Annotated in this window: 17 protein-coding genes; 11 read left to right on the forward strand and 6 right to left on the reverse strand. The window is 51.8% G+C overall.

All coding sequences use genetic code 11. The annotated features are described in order from the left end of the window. The first annotated feature begins 49 nt into the window (after positions 1 to 49). The 6 genes from soxC (at position 50) to hemA (ending at position 6101) form a co-directional block, all read left to right on the forward strand. A complete protein-coding gene (gene soxC, locus GOV45_RS04090) occupies positions 50 to 1321 on the forward strand; it encodes a sulfite dehydrogenase (protein ID WP_170474544.1) in 1272 nt (423 codons plus the stop codon). Beyond that, positions 1305 to 2363, forward strand: a complete 1059-nt coding sequence (locus GOV45_RS04095; protein WP_170474547.1) for a c-type cytochrome — start codon at positions 1305 to 1307, stop codon at positions 2361 to 2363. The genes soxC and GOV45_RS04095 overlap by 17 nt, the downstream gene beginning before the upstream one ends. Before the next feature lie 2 nt (positions 2364 to 2365). Beyond that, the gene (locus tag GOV45_RS04100) at positions 2366 to 3073 is read left to right on the forward strand and encodes a c-type cytochrome (RefSeq protein WP_170474550.1); all 708 of its coding nucleotides are present in this window, start codon (positions 2366 to 2368) and stop codon (positions 3071 to 3073) included. 24 nt (positions 3074 to 3097) lie between these two features. Next, positions 3098 to 4360 carry an NAD(P)/FAD-dependent oxidoreductase gene (locus tag GOV45_RS04105; protein ID WP_170474553.1) on the forward strand — a complete coding sequence of 421 codons (1263 nt, stop codon included), beginning with the start codon at positions 3098 to 3100 and terminating at the stop codon, positions 4358 to 4360. A gap of 81 nt (positions 4361 to 4441) precedes the next feature. Beyond that, the gene (locus GOV45_RS04110; RefSeq protein ID WP_170474556.1) at positions 4442 to 4876 is read left to right on the forward strand and encodes a DUF302 domain-containing protein; all 435 of its coding nucleotides are present in this window, start codon (positions 4442 to 4444) and stop codon (positions 4874 to 4876) included. 1 nt (position 4877) lies between these two features. After that, positions 4878 to 6101 (forward strand): 5-aminolevulinate synthase, encoded by a 1224-nt coding sequence (hemA, locus tag GOV45_RS04115; protein WP_170474559.1) that lies wholly within the window; start codon positions 4878 to 4880, stop codon positions 6099 to 6101. Between the two features lie 282 nt (positions 6102 to 6383). Here hemA and GOV45_RS04120 read toward each other — a convergent pair whose 3' ends face one another. The 6 genes from GOV45_RS04120 to GOV45_RS04145 form a co-directional block, all read right to left on the reverse strand. Continuing rightward, positions 6384 to 7328, reverse strand: a complete 945-nt coding sequence (locus GOV45_RS04120) for an MBL fold metallo-hydrolase (RefSeq protein WP_170474562.1) — start codon at positions 7326 to 7328, stop codon at positions 6384 to 6386. Further along, on the reverse strand, positions 7325 to 8251 hold the full coding sequence (locus GOV45_RS04125) for an MBL fold metallo-hydrolase (protein ID WP_170474565.1): 927 nt from the start codon (positions 8249 to 8251) through the stop codon (positions 7325 to 7327). The genes GOV45_RS04120 and GOV45_RS04125 overlap by 4 nt, the downstream gene beginning before the upstream one ends. A gap of 72 nt (positions 8252 to 8323) precedes the next feature. Continuing rightward, a complete protein-coding gene (locus GOV45_RS04130; protein WP_170474568.1) occupies positions 8324 to 8740 on the reverse strand; it encodes a VOC family protein in 417 nt (138 codons plus the stop codon). Between the two features lie 200 nt (positions 8741 to 8940). Continuing rightward, positions 8941 to 9579: a glutathione S-transferase family protein gene (locus tag GOV45_RS04135; protein WP_170474571.1), complete on the reverse strand. Its 639-nt coding sequence runs from the start codon at positions 9577 to 9579 to the stop codon at positions 8941 to 8943. Positions 9580 to 9736: 157 nt separating this feature from the next. Next, complete coding sequence (locus tag GOV45_RS04140; RefSeq protein WP_170474574.1) at positions 9737 to 10735, reverse strand: aldo/keto reductase; 999 nt, start codon at positions 10733 to 10735, stop codon at positions 9737 to 9739. A gap of 509 nt (positions 10736 to 11244) precedes the next feature. Beyond that, positions 11245 to 12078: an IclR family transcriptional regulator gene (locus tag GOV45_RS04145; protein WP_170474576.1), complete on the reverse strand. Its 834-nt coding sequence runs from the start codon at positions 12076 to 12078 to the stop codon at positions 11245 to 11247. Positions 12079 to 12323: 245 nt separating this feature from the next. Between GOV45_RS04145 and GOV45_RS04150 the strand changes: the two genes are divergently transcribed. From GOV45_RS04150 to GOV45_RS04170, 5 genes are all read left to right on the forward strand, one after another. Next, the gene (locus GOV45_RS04150; RefSeq protein WP_170474579.1) at positions 12324 to 13418 is read left to right on the forward strand and encodes a TRAP transporter substrate-binding protein; all 1095 of its coding nucleotides are present in this window, start codon (positions 12324 to 12326) and stop codon (positions 13416 to 13418) included. Between the two features lie 81 nt (positions 13419 to 13499). Continuing rightward, positions 13500 to 14108 (forward strand): TRAP transporter small permease subunit, encoded by a 609-nt coding sequence (locus GOV45_RS04155; protein WP_170474581.1) that lies wholly within the window; start codon positions 13500 to 13502, stop codon positions 14106 to 14108. Then, positions 14101 to 15465, forward strand: a complete 1365-nt coding sequence (locus tag GOV45_RS04160; RefSeq protein ID WP_170474583.1) for a TRAP transporter large permease — start codon at positions 14101 to 14103, stop codon at positions 15463 to 15465. The genes GOV45_RS04155 and GOV45_RS04160 overlap by 8 nt, the downstream gene beginning before the upstream one ends. After that, positions 15462 to 16817, forward strand: a complete 1356-nt coding sequence (locus GOV45_RS04165; RefSeq protein ID WP_170474586.1) for an amidase — start codon at positions 15462 to 15464, stop codon at positions 16815 to 16817. The genes GOV45_RS04160 and GOV45_RS04165 overlap by 4 nt, the downstream gene beginning before the upstream one ends. Before the next feature lie 4 nt (positions 16818 to 16821). Beyond that, positions 16822 to 17016, forward strand: coding sequence for a hypothetical protein (locus GOV45_RS04170; protein ID WP_170474589.1), 195 nt, complete (start codon positions 16822 to 16824; stop codon positions 17014 to 17016). The last annotated feature ends 2 nt before the right edge of the window (positions 17017 to 17018 follow it).

Genomic DNA, 17018 nt, shown 5'->3' on the forward strand with positions numbered 1-17018 from the left:
ACGAACATCAGAAACAAGATTTGCTGATCGAGTAACGGAGGCAAACCAAATGAGTGACAACTCCAAAGGAAAGGCAACTTCCCGTCGCCAATTTCTGAGCGGCGCAGCAGCCGTTGGAGTAGGTGCAGTTGGCTCCGGGGCGGCCCGTGCCGCAAGCCCTGACCCGCTGATTACACAGGTTCAGGAATGGGCGCAGGCCACTGGAGAAGGCGTCGACGCAACACCCTATGGGTTGCCAATTCAATTCGAAAAGGACGTCGTGCGGCGCAATGTAGAATGGCTGACCGCCGACACGATCAGCTCAATAAATTTCACACCAATCCACGCGTTGGACGGAACAATTACACCTCAGGGGTGTGCGTTCGAAAGGCACCATTCCGGCGCTATCGAACTAAGCAAGCCAGACTACCGCTTGATGATTAACGGTCTCGTCGATACGCCGCTGGTCTTTACTTATGAAGACCTTGAACGCTTCCCTCGTGAAAACCGGGTCTATTTCTGCGAATGCGCCGCGAATACCGGAATGGAATGGGCGGGAGCGCAACTGAACGGTGCCCAATTCACGCACGGCATGATCCACAACATGGAGTATTCCGGCGTGCCACTTCGTACATTGTTGGAAGAGGCTGGAGTTAAACCCGCAGGAAAATGGATTTATGTCGAAGGTGCCGATGCATCGTCCAACGGTCGCTCGATACCGTTGGAAAAGGCGATGGACGACGTGCTGGTTGCTTTCAAAGCCAACGGAGAGGCCTTGCGTAAGGAGCACGGCTATCCGGTTCGCTTAGTGGTACCCGGTTGGGAAGGCAACATGTGGGTCAAGTGGCTACGTAGGGTCGAAGTAACCGAGATGGCAATCGAAAGCCGCGAAGAGACATCCAAGTATACGGATACACTCGAAGACGGCACGTCGCGTAAATGGTCTTGGGTGATGGACGCTAAGTCCGTTGTCACGTCGCCCAGCCCGCAAGCGCCGATTACACATGGTCCGGGACCACTAGTGATTACGGGGTTGGCTTGGTCGGGTAGAGGCTCGATCACAGGAGTCGACGTATCCGTGGACGGAGGCAAGAACTGGGTGCCGGCGCGTTTGGCGGCACCGGGTACCGACAAGGCGCTGACCCGCTTCTACCTGGACTACAACTGGGACGGTTCGGAGATGCTTTTGCAGGCCCGCGCAAAAGATTCCTCGGGCTACGTCCAGCCAACCAAAGCTCAGCTGCGAGATGTGCGAGGAGAAAACTCGATTTACCACAACAATTGTATCCAGACCTGGTGGATCAAGGAAAGTGGAGAGGCGGAAAATGTCGAAGTATCATAAGTTATTTACCGCTTCGGCGATCGGTCTATGCATGGCGTTCCCTGCTTACGCAGAAAAGTTTGGCCTTGGGCGTCCTGCCTTGCCTGAAGAGATCGCGGCATGGGATCTGGATGTCGCCCCTGATGGAACTGGATTGCCGCACGGGTCAGGTGACGTTTTCACTGGGGAAGAGGTCTTTGCCGAGCAATGCGCCATATGCCACGGTGACTTCGCCGAAGGCGTGGACAATTGGCCCAAATTAGCGGGAGGAGAAGGAACGCTTGCCGACAAGGATCCCTTGAAGACGGTAGGTTCCTATTGGCCCTATCTTTCAACGGTCTGGGACTATGTGAACCGTTCGATGCCGTTTGGAAATGCGCAGTCACTGGAGCCGGATGATGTCTATGCGATGGTGGCATATATCCTTTACTCCAATGATATCGTGGATGACGAATTCACGCTGTCGCATGAGAATTTCCTCGAAGTTGAAATGCCTAATGCAGAAGGGTTTATCGTGGATGACCGCGACACTTCAGAGGCGCATTTCTGGACTGACGAACCTTGTATGAAGGATTGCAAGGAAAGCGTGGAAATCACTATGCGAGCGGCTGTTTTGGACGTAACGCCGGAAGAGACTGAAGCAAACGCAACCGAGACTCAGACAACGGTTCAGGAAGCGTCAGCGGAGGTTGAAGTTGAAGCAAAGGAAGAGTCGGCAGCAGAAGAAATAGCTGCGCTTGATCCCGAGATGATTGAAAGCGGCGAGAAAGTCTTCAAGAAGTGCAAATCCTGCCATCAGGTCGGTGAAGGCGCCAAGCACCGCACTGGACCGGCTTTGAATGGAATTATCGGAGCCAATGCCGGTGCCGTTGAAGGTTTTAAATACTCAAAAGCAATGAAGGCGGCTGCAGACGAAGGCCTCGTTTGGAACGACGAGGAAATGTCTGCATTTCTCGCAAGTCCAAAGGCCTACATGAAAGGAACGCGAATGTCTTTCGCAGGCCTTAAAAAAGAAGACGATATCCAAGCGGTGATCGTCTATCTCAAGTCATTCGGAGGCTGATAATGCGTTGGCCGACCATACTGATGTTTGCTGCCGCCTTAGGTGCTCTCGCACCTGCGACCAGCGCAACAGAGAACCTCGGCGATGCAGACGCAGGCAAAATCGTTTTCGCCAAATGCAAAGGCTGCCATCAAGTTGGAGAGGGAGCCAAGAACAAAATTGGCCCGCATCTTAACGGGGTATTTGGACGTAAGGCCGCAGCGCTAGAAGATTTTAAGTACTCCAAAAGCCTGGTGCGCGCTGGAAATTCCGGCCTTGAATGGCACGCGGACACTCTTTCGGCGTACATTGAAAATCCTCGCGCATTCGCGTCTGGAACACGGATGAGTTTTGCCGGACTAAAAAACGCTGAAGAACGGGCGAACGTGATCGCCTATCTGCGTATATTCTCGGACAATCCGCGAGATATCCCCGAAGCGGATCCGACGGCCAAAGGAACCGATCACTCGGTAGACCCGGAAATACTGGCGATTCAGGGGGACCCTGAATACGGTGCTTATCTCAGCAGCGAATGCACGACATGCCATCAAATAGAAGGAAGCGACGAAGGCATTCCCTCTATCGTGTACTGGCCGGACGAGGACTTTGTAATCGCCATGCACGCTTACAAAGACAAACAGCGGCCACATCCGGTGATGCAAATGATCGCTGCACGGTTGAGCAATGACGAGATTGCAGCGTTGGCAGCCTACTTCAGGAATCCAGAATGACAGTGCCAAATGGGAGGAAACGCGATGACACTCAATAGACGTACATTTCTTGGGACAGCTGGGGTAATTGCAGCTGGATTATCCGCGCCAATGGTGCTGGCCCAAGGTAAACCACGTGTCGTAGTTGTTGGTGGTGGCGCCGGCGGCGCGACTGCGGCGCGTTACATCGCTAAAGACAGCAAAGGCGAGATCGATGTCACTCTGATCGAACCGACGCGGACCTACTATACCTGTTTCTTTTCGAACCTGTATCTGGGTGGATTTCAGGAACTGTCCGACATCGCGCACAGTTATGGAACGCTGGCTGCGAACTACGGTGTCAATGTCGTCCATGACTGGGCTGTGGGTGTTGATCGGGACGCTAAGACAGTATCTTTGGCGGGGGGTGGCTCTGTTCCTTATGACAAGCTGATCCTGAGTCCTGGCATCGACTTTGTGGATGGAGCGGTTGAGGGTTGGGACGTATCCGCTCAGAACAAGATGCCCCACGCATACAAGGCTGGCTCGCAGACCGAACTTCTCAAGGCACAAGTGATGGCAATGCCGGAAGGTGGTACCTTTGCAATGGTCGCTCCTCCGAATCCATTCCGTTGCCCGCCCGGACCCTATGAAAGGGTTTCGATGGTGGCACACGTCCTAAAGGCGAACAATCCGACGGCGAAGATCATCGTGGCTGACCCCAAGGCGAAATTCTCGAAAATGGCTTTGTTCCAGGAAGGGTGGGCCAACCATTACGAGGGAATGGTAGACTGGATCGGAGAAGACTTTGGTGGTGGCAATGTATCAGTGAACCCGGATGCGATGACCGTGACAATTGACGGCGAGGAAACCAAAGTCGACGTGTGCAATGTGATCCCGGCAATGAAAGCCGGGCGTATTGCGGAATTGGCAGGTGTTACCGACGGCAACTGGGCTCCGGTAAACGCCGCTGACATGTCCTCGAAGGCAGATCCGAATATTCATGTTCTTGGGGACGCAAGCCAACAGGGCGATATGCCTAAATCTGGTTTCTCAGCCAACAGTCAGGCGAAAGTCTGCGCGAACGCGGTACGAGGTGCGTTAACCGGATCCAAAGTATTTCCGGCCAAATTCTCTAACACCTGTTGGTCGCTCATTGACGCGGATGACGGCGTCAAGGTTGGTGCTACCTACGAGGCGACGGCCGAAAAAATCGCCAAAGTGGACGGGTTTATCAGCCAGACCGGCGAAGGTGCAGACCTTCGAAAGGCGACATACGAAGAGTCGCTGGGTTGGTACGCGGGTATCACTTCGGACATGTTTGGTTAACAAAAATTGGGGGTTTTGACCGATGTCAAAGCCACCATCACGCAACGTGTGAAGATGCGGTTCAGGAGGAGGAGAATGATCATGAAACACTTTATCGCCAAGACCGCGTTCTTAGCTGTGCTGGCAAGTCAATCGTTTGCCGAAGAGATCATCACCGTCCCTTTTGACGGCACTTTTGACGATGCGACGTTTGCCGTCGAGTCCGCGATTGTCGGGCAAGGACTGGTTATCGACTATGTCAGCCACGTTGGAGACATGCTGAACCGGACGGGTGCTGATGTCGGTAGCGCCAAACAGATATTCTCGTCAGCAGATATCTTCATCTTCTGCTCTGCAAAAATCTCTCGTGAAGTAATGGAAGCCGACCCGATGAATATCGGGTTCTGTCCCTACGGTATTTTCGTGGCCGAGGATGATGGCGGCGTAATGGTTGGTTATCGAAGCTATCCCGAGGGGCCAATGGAGAAGGTAGAAACGCTGCTTTCGGGAATTGTTGAAGAGGCGGTCGGGAACTGAAATGAATTACCCAAAGTATTTTCGCGAGCAGTTGGAACAACTGCGGGAGGAGGGAAACTACCGTGTTTTTGCTGATCTAGAGCGGCAGTGCGGCGCGTTTCCATCGGCGTTTAGTCACGCGGAAAGCGGCCCTGAGAAAGTCACTGTTTGGTGCTCAAACGATTATCTTGGAATGGGCCAGAATCCAAATGTTCTAGCTGCCATGCATCGGGCGATTGATAACTGCGGCGCCGGGGCTGGTGGTACCCGGAATATCTCGGGAACCACACACGAGCATGTTCTTCTCGAGCGGGAACTTGCGGATTTGCACGGAAAAGAAGCGGCTTTGCTGTTTACTTCCGGTTATGTATCCAATTGGGCTGCTTTGGGAACCTTGGCGTCCCGAATTCCTGGCATCACAGTTCTGTCTGATGAATTGAATCACGCTTCGATGATCGAGGGCATACGCCACAGTCGCTGTCAAAAGCGGATTTGGAAGCACAACGATCTTGAAGACCTAGAAAAACAACTTTTGGACCTGCCGGCAAACGCTCCAAAACTCATTGCGTTCGAGAGCGTCTATTCGATGGATGGAGACATCGCTCCAATTGCAGAGATTTGTGATCTGGCTGATCGGTATGGCGCGATGACCTATCTGGACGAGGTTCATGCAGTAGGACTTTACGGTCCGCGCGGTGGCGGCATTGCCGAGCGCGAAGGTTTGATGGAGCGTCTGACCGTCATCGAAGGCACCTTGGGCAAAGCGTTCGGTGTCGTCGGTGGATATATCGCGGCGTCCTACGACCTTGTTGACTTTATTCGCTCCTTTGCCAGCGGGTTTATCTTCACTACCGCGTTGCCTCCGGCCGTCGCTGCAGGCGCCGCAGCATCAATACGTCATCTGAAGCAGAGCGATAAGGAGCGCTACCTGCATCAGCAACGTGTGCGTGAGGTCAGGGACAGGTTGGATGCTCTGGGAATTCCACACACCAAAAACCCAAGTCACATTATCCCCGTTATGGTTGGCGACCCAGTCAAGTGCCGTTTCATCTCAGACGTTCTGATGCGCGATTATGGGATTTACATCCAGCCCATCAACTACCCAACCGTTCCAAAAGGAACTGAACGTTTGCGTATTACACCATCGCCAGTGCATTCCCCTGAAGATGTAGATCGTTTGGTGTCTGCGCTGGGCGCTCTTTGGACGCAATGCCAACTGGCCCGCAAACCAATCGCGGCACAGTAAAAAACCTGGGAAAAAGACCAAGGCCAACATACGAAGAGGTGAGAATTTCTGTCCAGATAAGTTCTCACGGATTATTTTTGGGGAATGGTGCTTTGGCCCCTGTCGGCGCACTTGTTGGCCATTTGTTCGTCACCATGATGGAGGGAGACTGCGTAGTGAGTTCTGGGTTGTCCGGCGGTTTAACCTAGTCATTGATGGTTTGACTCGTAGTTTCCATGTGTGGATCGAGACGATCAACGCATAGACTGATGATGCGAAAGCCTGTTTTTCGGCGGTCTTGATTTATTCGAATTCCATCTGTTCGAAGACACGGCCAGCGTTTTTTGTTGCAAGTTCCTCGAAGGTATCCAAATGGGCATAGGGGGACTGATCGACATAGTAAGCCTCTGTCAAATCACCCCCGGATTCCATATGCTCTTGAATCTTGCCGCGCAGGTATATCAGGTAGTCGCGCGTGTAGCGCCTCACCTGATCTATGTTTGTCGGATGACCGTGACCGGGGATCACATAAGTGGCGTTCAAAGCCTCGAACTCATTGTCCCACGTTTCCAGCCAATCAGCAGTGTACGTTTCCTGAAAGATCGGCAGCATTCGTTCGTGAAACGCCATATCGCCCGCAATGACAAGGCTTTGGTTAGGTAGCCAAATCGAAATGTCTCCGGGACTGTGTGCGGGCCCCAGGTACCTTGCCTCAATGCGATAGTCGCCCAACTCAACCACGTATTCATCTTCGAAGGTCTCGGTTGGACCAGCCAAAAAAGTTCCTTCTGCCTTGTCTTTATTGTAGTTTTGCATCCCTGCAAGGATCTGGGGGCCGTATTCCTCGAATTCAGCAGCCGCATCCGAGTGGGCGACGATTGGAATGCTGAGTTCTGACCAATAGGCGTTGCCCAGCATCGCGTGCCCTTGACCATTCTCGTTGAAGACAAGTTTCACCGGCTGATCAGTGACTGCTTGAATTTCTTTATGAAGCGCCTCCGCAAGTACATAAGCGGCCCCGCCGTTTACAACAACCACGCCGTCACCGGTAACGATGAAAGTTAAGTTGTTGTTATGGCCCGAGTTTTCATAGGTCGGTGGCGCAGTCGCCCCAATGGCAGAATAAACACCAGGGATGTACTCGATCGGTTTTGAATAAAGCACGCTTTGTGGGTATTGGTCGGCAATGTCTTCGCTGGCGTAAACTGGGAATGCCACGGTGCTGGCAACTACTAAAGTCCTTATCATGAGGTTTCCCCAATAAACCGATAAGCCGAACCGGTCTTTTCCACTCGACCAATCCCACCGTCGGGTAAGTGAAATCCAATTATCTTCATTTGCTCGTGGGAAACTTGATCCAATAGTGACTTCCGCGCGGTCGCAGCTGTGTCAGGATCTTGATCCGTACCGCTGTGCCAATCAGGGCGTTCAAACGCGACATGCGGGTTACCAAGCGCATCACCGACGATCATCATCGCGTCATTTCCATCGCGAATTTCAAACGCCATATGCCCGGGCGTATGCCCAAAACTAGCCCGCGCGGCTATTTTAGGTAGGATTTCCTGCCCATCCTCAAAAAACTCGACCTGATCTTCGATCGCTTCCATTCTCCGTTTTGCGCCCACAGCGAAAGAAGCGCGATCAGCACCAATGGAGTCCACAGTCGCAGGATCCCACCAATAGTCCCATTCTTTACGGCCGAAGTGATAAGTAGCGTTGGGAAAAAGTGGATCGTCGAAGTCATCCAAAACACCCCAGATGTGGTCTGGATGAGCATGGGTAAAAACTACCTGTGTCACTTCATCCGGGGACAATCCAACGACATCAAGAGTTTCCGAAAGCTTTCCGGATGTTGGCATAAAGTCTGGTCCGGCACCAACATCGAATATCACAGTGTTTTTCCCGTCCCGGTAGAGCGCGATATTGCACTCTGGCTCGTACGTGTTCAGATTCGCCTGATTGCGACGCAAGATTTCTTTCAGTTGGTCTTTCGGCATTGAGCCGAAGACCATCTCGGGCGGCAAAGATAAATAGCCGTCCGATAACGTTGAAACCATTGCTGATGACCCGAGTTGAATGTCTGCGAGTACAAACTTGGATTGTACGCCAAGTGTTGCCAGACATGCGGCGTGGCGCAAGAGAGCGCGTCGGGTAAGGGCATTCCCACTCATATACAATCAATAAAGTGAATATATTAATTTGTAAACGCTGAAAGAAGGCTAGAGAGTGCCTCGGCGGTTAGACTACTCGTCTCTACCAGGTTCATTCGGATCGTTGGAGAAAAGCGCAATCTTGTTGCCATGAGGGTCGCGGAGGTAACCTACATAGAAATGAGCACCATACAAGTCGCGAAAGCCGGGCTGGCCTTCATCAGAGCCACCTGCAGCAAGCGCGGCATCGTGAAGGTCACGCACCTGCCTCTGGCTGCGCGCCTCGAATGCCACCATTGACCCGTTGCCAGCAGATGTCGGACCGCCATCAAACGGTGATTTTACGTAGAATTCTGGCTGAGTAGGAGGCTGATCCGGCTGCATAGGTAGCACGTAACTTAAGTCTCCATGATACTCTTCTAGCACATACCCAAGTGCCGGAAGGAAAGCTGAGTAAAAACGTTCCGCCCGTGCGAGATCGTCGGCTCCAACAGTGACATAGGCAATCATTCGGCGTGTTCCTGTCTGAGAGGTTGCAATCTGGACGAAGCTTCTGCAGGGAGTTAAGGCATTTTAGCAATTGGCTCAACGGATGAGCGCTTGGATGCTATGAAGTAAGGTTGTTGGTGCAAGTGAAGCATTCGCTCATATTGTCCCACCAAGCAGTTGCACACTCGCCGGTTAAAATAAGTCCCTTCCTTCTCGAAAACTTAGGGCATTGGAACCTCAGTTGTGTATTTTGGAACTTGGTATCCGCGCTGCACAGCCGGACGGCCAGCGATGCGAAGGTACCACTCTTTCACATTCGGGTAGTCGTTCAGGTCGACCTCTTGCCATTCAAAGCGTGAAACCCAAGGCCACGTGGCCATATCAGCAATCGAGTATTCGCCGCGCCCAGCACCAGCTATGAAATCGCGACCCTCGAGCCGCGTATTCAAAACACCATACAAACGTTTTGCTTCAGTCGAGTATCGCTCTTCTGCGTAGCTTGACTTGCCACGGTTATACTTCACGAAATGATGGACCTGACCAAACATCGGTCCCACGCCACCCATCTGCCACATTAACCACTCGATAGCTGGCCACTTCTCGTCGCCTTCAGGAAGGAAACGCTCATACTTTTCAGCAAGATAAAGCATTATGGCACCAGTCTCCATCATACTGATACCTGTTTCATGGTCCACGATTGCAGGAATTCGGTTGTTTGGCGCGATTTTCAGAAACTCTGGGGCAAACTGCTCGCCTTTCGAGATATCAATAGGATGTGCATTATAAGCCACGCCAAGTTCTTCGAGCATGATCGAAACTTTGCGGCCGTTTGGGGTAGTCCACGTGTACAGATCTATCAAGGCTTATTTTTCCTCAAACTGAGTTGCATAAATGGATAGTAAGTCATTATGGCCGAAGCACCAGCACGGCGGTACATCGTAAATTAAGCGTTCCACATTAGAATGGTCGGCTGCCCATCTTGAAGTGGACTGGTGCACGAATTTTTCTGCTTGAGGCTCAGCAATACCGTTCTGGTCCGATCCACTGTGAACTAGAATAGCGGTCACCATGCGCCCATCCTGGTGGCAGAACAGCGTCAATTTTCTGAAGATCACCTTTTGACAGTTTCAAATCAGCGCCGGCCAGACATTCTTTGAGATGGTTGACAGAGCGTGTTCCCGGTATCGGAATTACGTGAGTGCCTCTGGATAGCAACCATGCATTGGCTAGCGCTGCTGCCGACGTTCCCATTTCTGAAGCGAGACTTCTAAATTTTTCCAATAACATCATGTTTTCTGAAAGATTGGGCTCAATGAAACGCGGATTTTCGGCGAGAAAAGGCAGGTCTTTGATACGTTCCCGTGGAATGGGGTTGTCGGTCAAGAGTGACCTCCCAACGGGAGAGAACGCAACCATTGATACGCCGAGTTCTGCGCAGGCCTGCACTAATCCTAGTTCGGGGTATCGGGTAGAAAGCGAATATTCAGATTGAACAGCTGCGATCGGGAACGCCTTCATTGCGCGGCGCAATGTCGAAGGGGCCACTTCTGATAGACCAATTGCCCGAGTTTTTCCTTTCTCAACCAATCGACCAAGGTTGGCTGCGGTCTCTTCTGGTGACAGTCGAGGATCACGACGATGAGCATAAAACAAGTCCAAACATTCCACGCCGAGTCGTCGCAGCGATTTATCAAGCTCTGCCTCAAGATGTTCGAAAGTATTATCGAAGAACCGGTTTCCTTTGTCATCCCTTGTGATCGATGCTTTTGTCGCGATGACAAACTCGGCACGCGCACTGGGGTTGGCTTTAAGGTACGTTCCAATGGCTTTTTCCGACTTGCCCATACCATAGACGTTCGCCGTGTCGAGATGTGTAACACCCAGATCGCGGCATGCATCCAGTATGGCATGGCTTTCGGTTTCATTTGTGGGCCCGTACATGTCAGAAAACGACATCGCACCGTATCCAATGGCAGCAATATCCGGCCCATCCACGCCTAACTTTCGCTTTTGCATACTTGCCTCTGTTTCTTAGCTATCAGTGAAGTTGGCGCGCCCTTGCGCCCTTGGAAAACAGCGTTTCCGTCGCCCTAACCGGTTGGGGACCGGTTCTGAACAACTACAGGTGTTTCGAAATATCGAAAGGTTGGTGGGCTCGCCAAATTTTTGTACTTTCTTCGAAAAGTTCGATAACGCGATTACGCCCCATCCCATTTGGCATCTCAAATGTCACAATTTCAGTAATCATCCGCAGCGCTCCTGTCACCCAAGAATGATTGCATGGGTACCGGAGCATTGCCAGACGCGATAACAACAACTTTGCTAGACATGTACCAGATGCATTGTTTGCTGCCCGGTTTCTTCCCTTACTGTTCATTTACACGACCCAGAACTATCACCGAATGCGCGGACAAGGACATCCGGCAAGTCATTGCATCGCTGACGAACTTAGCTGCCGAAGTCGGAAGCATGATCAGAAAGGCGAAAATTACTAAGAAGCACAGCTTAAAATGGCCCCCACATGCTCAACTTCTCAGTGATGTGTTCCCGAGCCTTTCAGAAATCTTGTTCGCAGCTTCGATTACGGACCCCGCAAGTACTTCAAGTTTGCTGTCGGGAAACCTTGTGATGGGTCCAGAGATTGAAACTCCAGCGACAACATTTTCAAGCGAGTCAAAAACCGGGGCAGCGATACATCTCATGCCCAAGAAACGTTCTTCATCGTCGAGGGCCCATCCTCTTTGACGAGACTTTAACAGCTCCGCCTTCAAATGCTGGGTGTCGTGAATAGAGTTTGATGTTTGACGAACTAAAGTCAGCTGCGCCATCAGCTCTTCTAGTTCGGCCTCTTCCATAAATGCCATTATGGCTTTTCCTACTCCGGATGTATGAAAATAGGCCGCCATCCCGTTCTTGATCGAGGCTCTGATCGGATTTTCAGACTCAATTTGGATTAGGTAAAGCAGCTTGCCACTTTCTTGGACTGCCAGGTTCGCAGTTTCACCGGTCTCCTTGGCAAGCGTCCTCATCACTGACGGAGCGGCTTCGAGAAGGCTTGACCCTTCTTCAAAGGTGCTGCCAATCCGGTAGGACTGGGGTCCAATCCGCCACTTACCTTGTTCTTCGTCGAGCGCAACCATGCCGCGTTGCCGAAGTGTGTTCAGTATTCTGTGCACGGTCGGTGCCGGGATTTCCGTTGCTTTGACGATTTCAGCCGGAGTGGCAGCCTTGGCGTCTGCTAGAAAAACCAGGACTCGAATACCACGATCAAGCGCGACGACAGGTGAGTTTACGGATTTTACCTCATTTCCTTTCAGGCGAGGTCTTCCTCGACGTGTTGTGCTGCTTTGTTCGTTCATAATCGCTGTAACCAATGTTCAGGTTGTACACTGCAGACTCTAGCTCGTCTGCTAGGCCGGAAAAATGAAAAAATAATTTTTGTTAAATTATAATTGGTTAGGAGATTTTCGGTTTCCTTATCGACGGAATTTCCAAAAAATTTTGAAAATTTTGAATTCTGGCTTATCGTCGTGGGTATCCGCTGGAGGGCGGATCGGTGCCAGAGCCGATGCGAAATCGGTTGGGCCCAGTCAAGGGAGGATACATGACAAAATCTTTAAACCGCAGAAGTTTTCTGCGCGGGTCAGCTGTCGTTGGCGCCGGCGCACTCGCCGCACCTGCAGTTCACGCGCAGGAGGGGACCAACCTCAAAATGCAAGCCGCTTGGGGCGGCGGCATCTTTTTGGAAAATGCTCAATCCTATGTGAATAGGGTTAACGAGATGTCAGGTGGCAAGCTGACTATTGAACTGCTTCCGGTAAACTCGGTTGTCAAAACCAGTCAGATGCAGGACGCTGTCCACCGCGGCGTTCTGGATGCGGCGCATTATGTTCCTGCATATTGGTACTCTAAGTCCAAAACAGCATCTCTGTTTGGCACCGGGCCTTGCTTTGGCTGGTCAAGCCAGGAAGTTCTGGGATGGGTCAATTATGGCGGCGGACAGGAACTGTTCGATGAGCTGATGGGAATACTTGGGTTGAATGTCGTTTCTTTCTTCAACTCTCCTATGCCCGCTCAGCCATTGGGATGGTTTAAAGAAGAGATCACAAGTGCCGACCAAATGAACGGTTTGAAATACCGTACGGTTGGACTTGCGGCAGATGTTCTGCTGGAAATGGGTATGTCCGTTGTTCAATTGCCTGGTGGTGAAATCCAACCTGCAATGAAGTCTGGCCTTATTGACGCGGCAGAATTCAACAACCCAACTTCGGACCGCGACTTCGGAATGCAAGATGTGTCCAAACACTACCACCTTGCTTCGTTCCACCAGAGCCAGGAATTCTTTGAAGTTACCTTCAATAAGGACAAGTATAATGCACTTGCGCCGGAGCTTCAGGCGATCCTTAAATACGCGTCCGAGGCCGAGAACTCCAACTTCTATTGGAACAATACCAAGCGTTACTCCGAAGATTTGGTAACGCTGGCAGAGGAGCAGGGCGTTAACGTTTACCGTACTCCTGATAGCGTTATGCAAGCGCAGCTAAATGCTTGGGATGTGGTCGTTGAGCGTATCTCGAACGAAGACCCGTTCTTTGCCAAAGTTGTCGATAGCCAAAAGGCTTACGCGAAGACGGTAATGAATTACCTCAACCTGAACCAGCCTGACTACAAGCTGGCCTACAAGCACTATTTCGGCTGAGGTCTTGGGGCAACCAGAAGTGGGAAGCCGCGCTGTAGCGCGGTTTCCTGAACTCCGGGCGGAACAGGCGAGGAACTGACCTTGATCAAGACAATCCACGCGATCGAAGGGCTAAGCCAATGGGTAGGCAAGGCCTTTGGATGGTGCATCCTTATTCTGACACTTTCTGTGTCTTACGAAGTGTTCGTCCGGTACGTGCTTAACAAGCCAACCGTCTGGGCGTTCGATATGATGGTCCAGATGTATGGCGCGCTGTTTCTGATGGCCGGTGCCTATGCCTTGGCCCAAGACGCCCATGTACGAGGGGACGTACTTTACCGGCTTTTCACTGTCCGCTGGCAGGCGCGGGTCGATTTCGTTCTGTACATCCTCTTTTTCTTCCCGGGCATGTTCGCCCTGTTCTGGTACGGATGGGAAATAGCCAAGGATAGCTGGCGATATGAAGAAGTCAGCTGGAATAGCCCTGCAAGAATTCAAATCTATTTCTTCAAAACTCTGATCCCGGTCGCTGGTTTTCTTCTCATGCTGCAAGGTCTTGCCGAAATGGCGCGCTGCTGGTTGGCGATGAGGAATGGCGTTTGGCTAGAGCGACTGGATGACGTGCGCGAAACCGAAGACATGTTGATGGAAGAAACAATTGACAGGATTCGGACGACGGGCACCAAACAAGGAGGCCAAAGCGATGACTGATCCTCAGGTCGCCATCTTGATGCTAAGCCTCTTTATTGTGCTGGTTCTTTTAGGTTTTCCAATTGCGTTTACGCTTTTGGCGATGGGTGTGGGCTTTGGCTACTACGCGTATTACCAAGCTGCGCCTGAAAGCATCGCGGACATCTTCAACAATAACATCTTCTATCTCTTGAACCAGAATACCTATTCGGTGATGGAAAACGACACGCTCGTCGCCATTCCGTTATTCTTGTTTATGGGATACGTGGTCGAAAGGGCGAACATCGTCGATCGTTTGTTCTTTTCGCTTTACATGGCGGCCCGAAATTTGCCGGGATCGTTGGCCATTGCAGCACTGTTAACCTGCGCTGTGTTTTCTACTGCTTCTGGAATAGTTGGTGCGGTTGTTACTCTGATGGGCTTGCTTGCGTATCCGGCAATGGCCAACGCCGGGTATCAGCGGAGTTTTGCCTCCGGTGTTATCTGCGCCGGAGGGACATTGGGAATTTTGATCCCACCGTCGATTATGCTGATCGTTTATGCCGCTATTGCCGAACTATCACCGCTGCGTTTGTACGCTGCGGCGGTTTTTCCCGGGCTGATGCTTGCGGGGCTTTACATCGTGTATGTAATGGTGCGCGTTTGGTTGAATCCGGCGTTGGCACCAAAACCGCAGGAGGAGGACATTCCGCCCCGGCGGCAGATCTATATGGATCTTTTAATTTCCTTCGTGCCACTGACCGTTTTGATAATGTTGGTTCTCGGTTCAATCCTTGGCGGCCTGGCGACGCCTGCTGAAGCGGCCGCAATGGGCGCTTTGGGAGGATTGGTTCTGGCGATGCTCTATCGGTCATTGTCCTGGGACAAGGTCAAACAGAGCGTCTTTCTGACTGCCAAGGCTACGGCAATGGTGTGTTGGCTATTCGTTGGCTCTTGGACTTTCGCCTCCATCTTTTCGTACCTTGGCGGCCATGACGTGATCGAGCATTGGGTGGTTGGAATGAACCTGCAACCCTGGCAATTCCTTGTCCTTGCTCAGTTAATCATCTTCTTGCTGGGTTGGCCGCTTGAGTGGTCGGAGATCCTGATCATTTTTGTGCCAATTTTCCTGCCGATGTTGGAAACATTCGGGGTGAACCCATATTTCTTCGCCATGCTGGTTGCTCTTAATCTGCAGACCTCCTTCCTGACACCGCCTATGGCAATGTCAGCTTACTACCTGAAGGGCGTTCTAAAAAATCAGATACAGCTGATGGAGATATTCAAAGGTCTGATGCCCTATCTGGCCATCGTGATCCTGTGCATGGTGCTAATGTATCAGTTTCCAGGCATAGCGCTTTGGTTTCCTGATTACCTGTTCGGGGTATGGGTTCCATGACAAAGCACGACTTGTCGCTTTTCTCGGCGGTTCAAGCCGCCGAGGCTATTCAAGCTGGGCGAATTTCTTCAGAGGCTTTAGTTGAGGCCTGCCTTAAACGGATCGAAGAAACGGACCGAGTAATTCGTGCCTGGGCTTACATAGATGCCAGTGAAGCGCTTGGTCAGGCGCGTGAACTGGATCGTATTCGCAAGGCCGGAAGGGCCACCGGGGCATTGCATGGTGTACCCGTCGGATTGAAAGATATAGTTGAAACAAGAAACATGCCCACGGAGTGCGGCACTCCGATTTTTGCGGGCCGTCATCCGGCCTCGGATGCCAGAATAGTTGAACATCTACGCGAAGCCGGTGCGGTAATCATGGGTAAAACCAAAACCACTGAGTTCGCCTTTATGCACCCGGCTGACACCTGCAATCCTTTTGACCCAGCCCGAAGTCCCGGCGGTTCTTCGAGTGGGTCTGCCGCAGCTGTCGCAGCCAGACACGTCCCGTTGGCAATTGGCACGCAGACTGGCGGGTCGGTTATACGACCTGCTTCTTTCTGCGGGGTCTATGGTTTTAAGCCGACCCGTGGAACGATCTCGCGAAGTGGGGTCTTTCGGACGTCGGTGTCATTGGATCATGTGGGGGGATTTGCTAACTCGCTTGAAGACATCGCGTTGCTGACGGATGTCGTGTCCGGCTATGATCAAAACGACCCAGTCAGTTTTGCACGACCACGCGCGAACATGCTTGAAGGGGCTCAGGCAGAGGTGCCAGTGGAGCCGAACATTGCTTGGCTTAATTTTCCCTTCGATGATCGTTTGGATGCAGACACTGTTGAAGGAATAAATGCCGTAGTTGACGCCCTCGGTGGTCGGGTTGAACGTTTTTCGGCGTCGCCTCAATTGGCCGATCTCGTTGATGTTCACAAAACGATTTACGACTATGAGATTCGCCAGAATATGGCTGAAATTTCAGAGAATCATTGGCCTGAAATCAGTGTTGAGATGCGGTCCGCGATCGGCCGTGGGGCAGAAATCAGCGAGGCGCAGTATAAAGATGCCCTGTCGGTCATGGGTTCTGCTCAAAACTTTTTCGCAGAGTACTTCAATGACTTTGATGCAATCCTTGCGCCGGCGGCGACAGGAGAGGCGGTACCGATTGTTGAGGGGCACACCGGAGATTCTGTATTTTGTCTAACTTGGACGCTAGCTGGTTTGCCGTGCCTCACGCTGCCTCTGCTTGTTGGCCAGAACGACATGCCGATCGGCGTTCAACTGATTGGCGCAGTTGAAGAAGACGACCGTCTTTTGCGCACCGCTTCATGGGTCCAACGCCGCCTGAGGTCACTAGAAAACAAGGGAGAATAATTGCATGTCACGAATGACAAACATTCTCATGGGAGTTATTGGCACCGGCCTGATGATGGTCTTTGTTCTGGGCCTTGCTCACAGCATCTCGACTGGGTTTGCCGGATTTTGGGGCGGCTTCCCGTTCTTGTGCATCGCGATCTTTGTGATTGCCCTTGCGCTTTACAACTTCTGGGAAGATGCCATCAAAAAGGACTGACT

The sequence above is a fragment of the Ruegeria arenilitoris genome (assembly GCF_013035425.1).
GTDB classification, from domain to species: Bacteria; Pseudomonadota; Alphaproteobacteria; order Rhodobacterales; family Rhodobacteraceae; genus Ruegeria; species Ruegeria arenilitoris_A.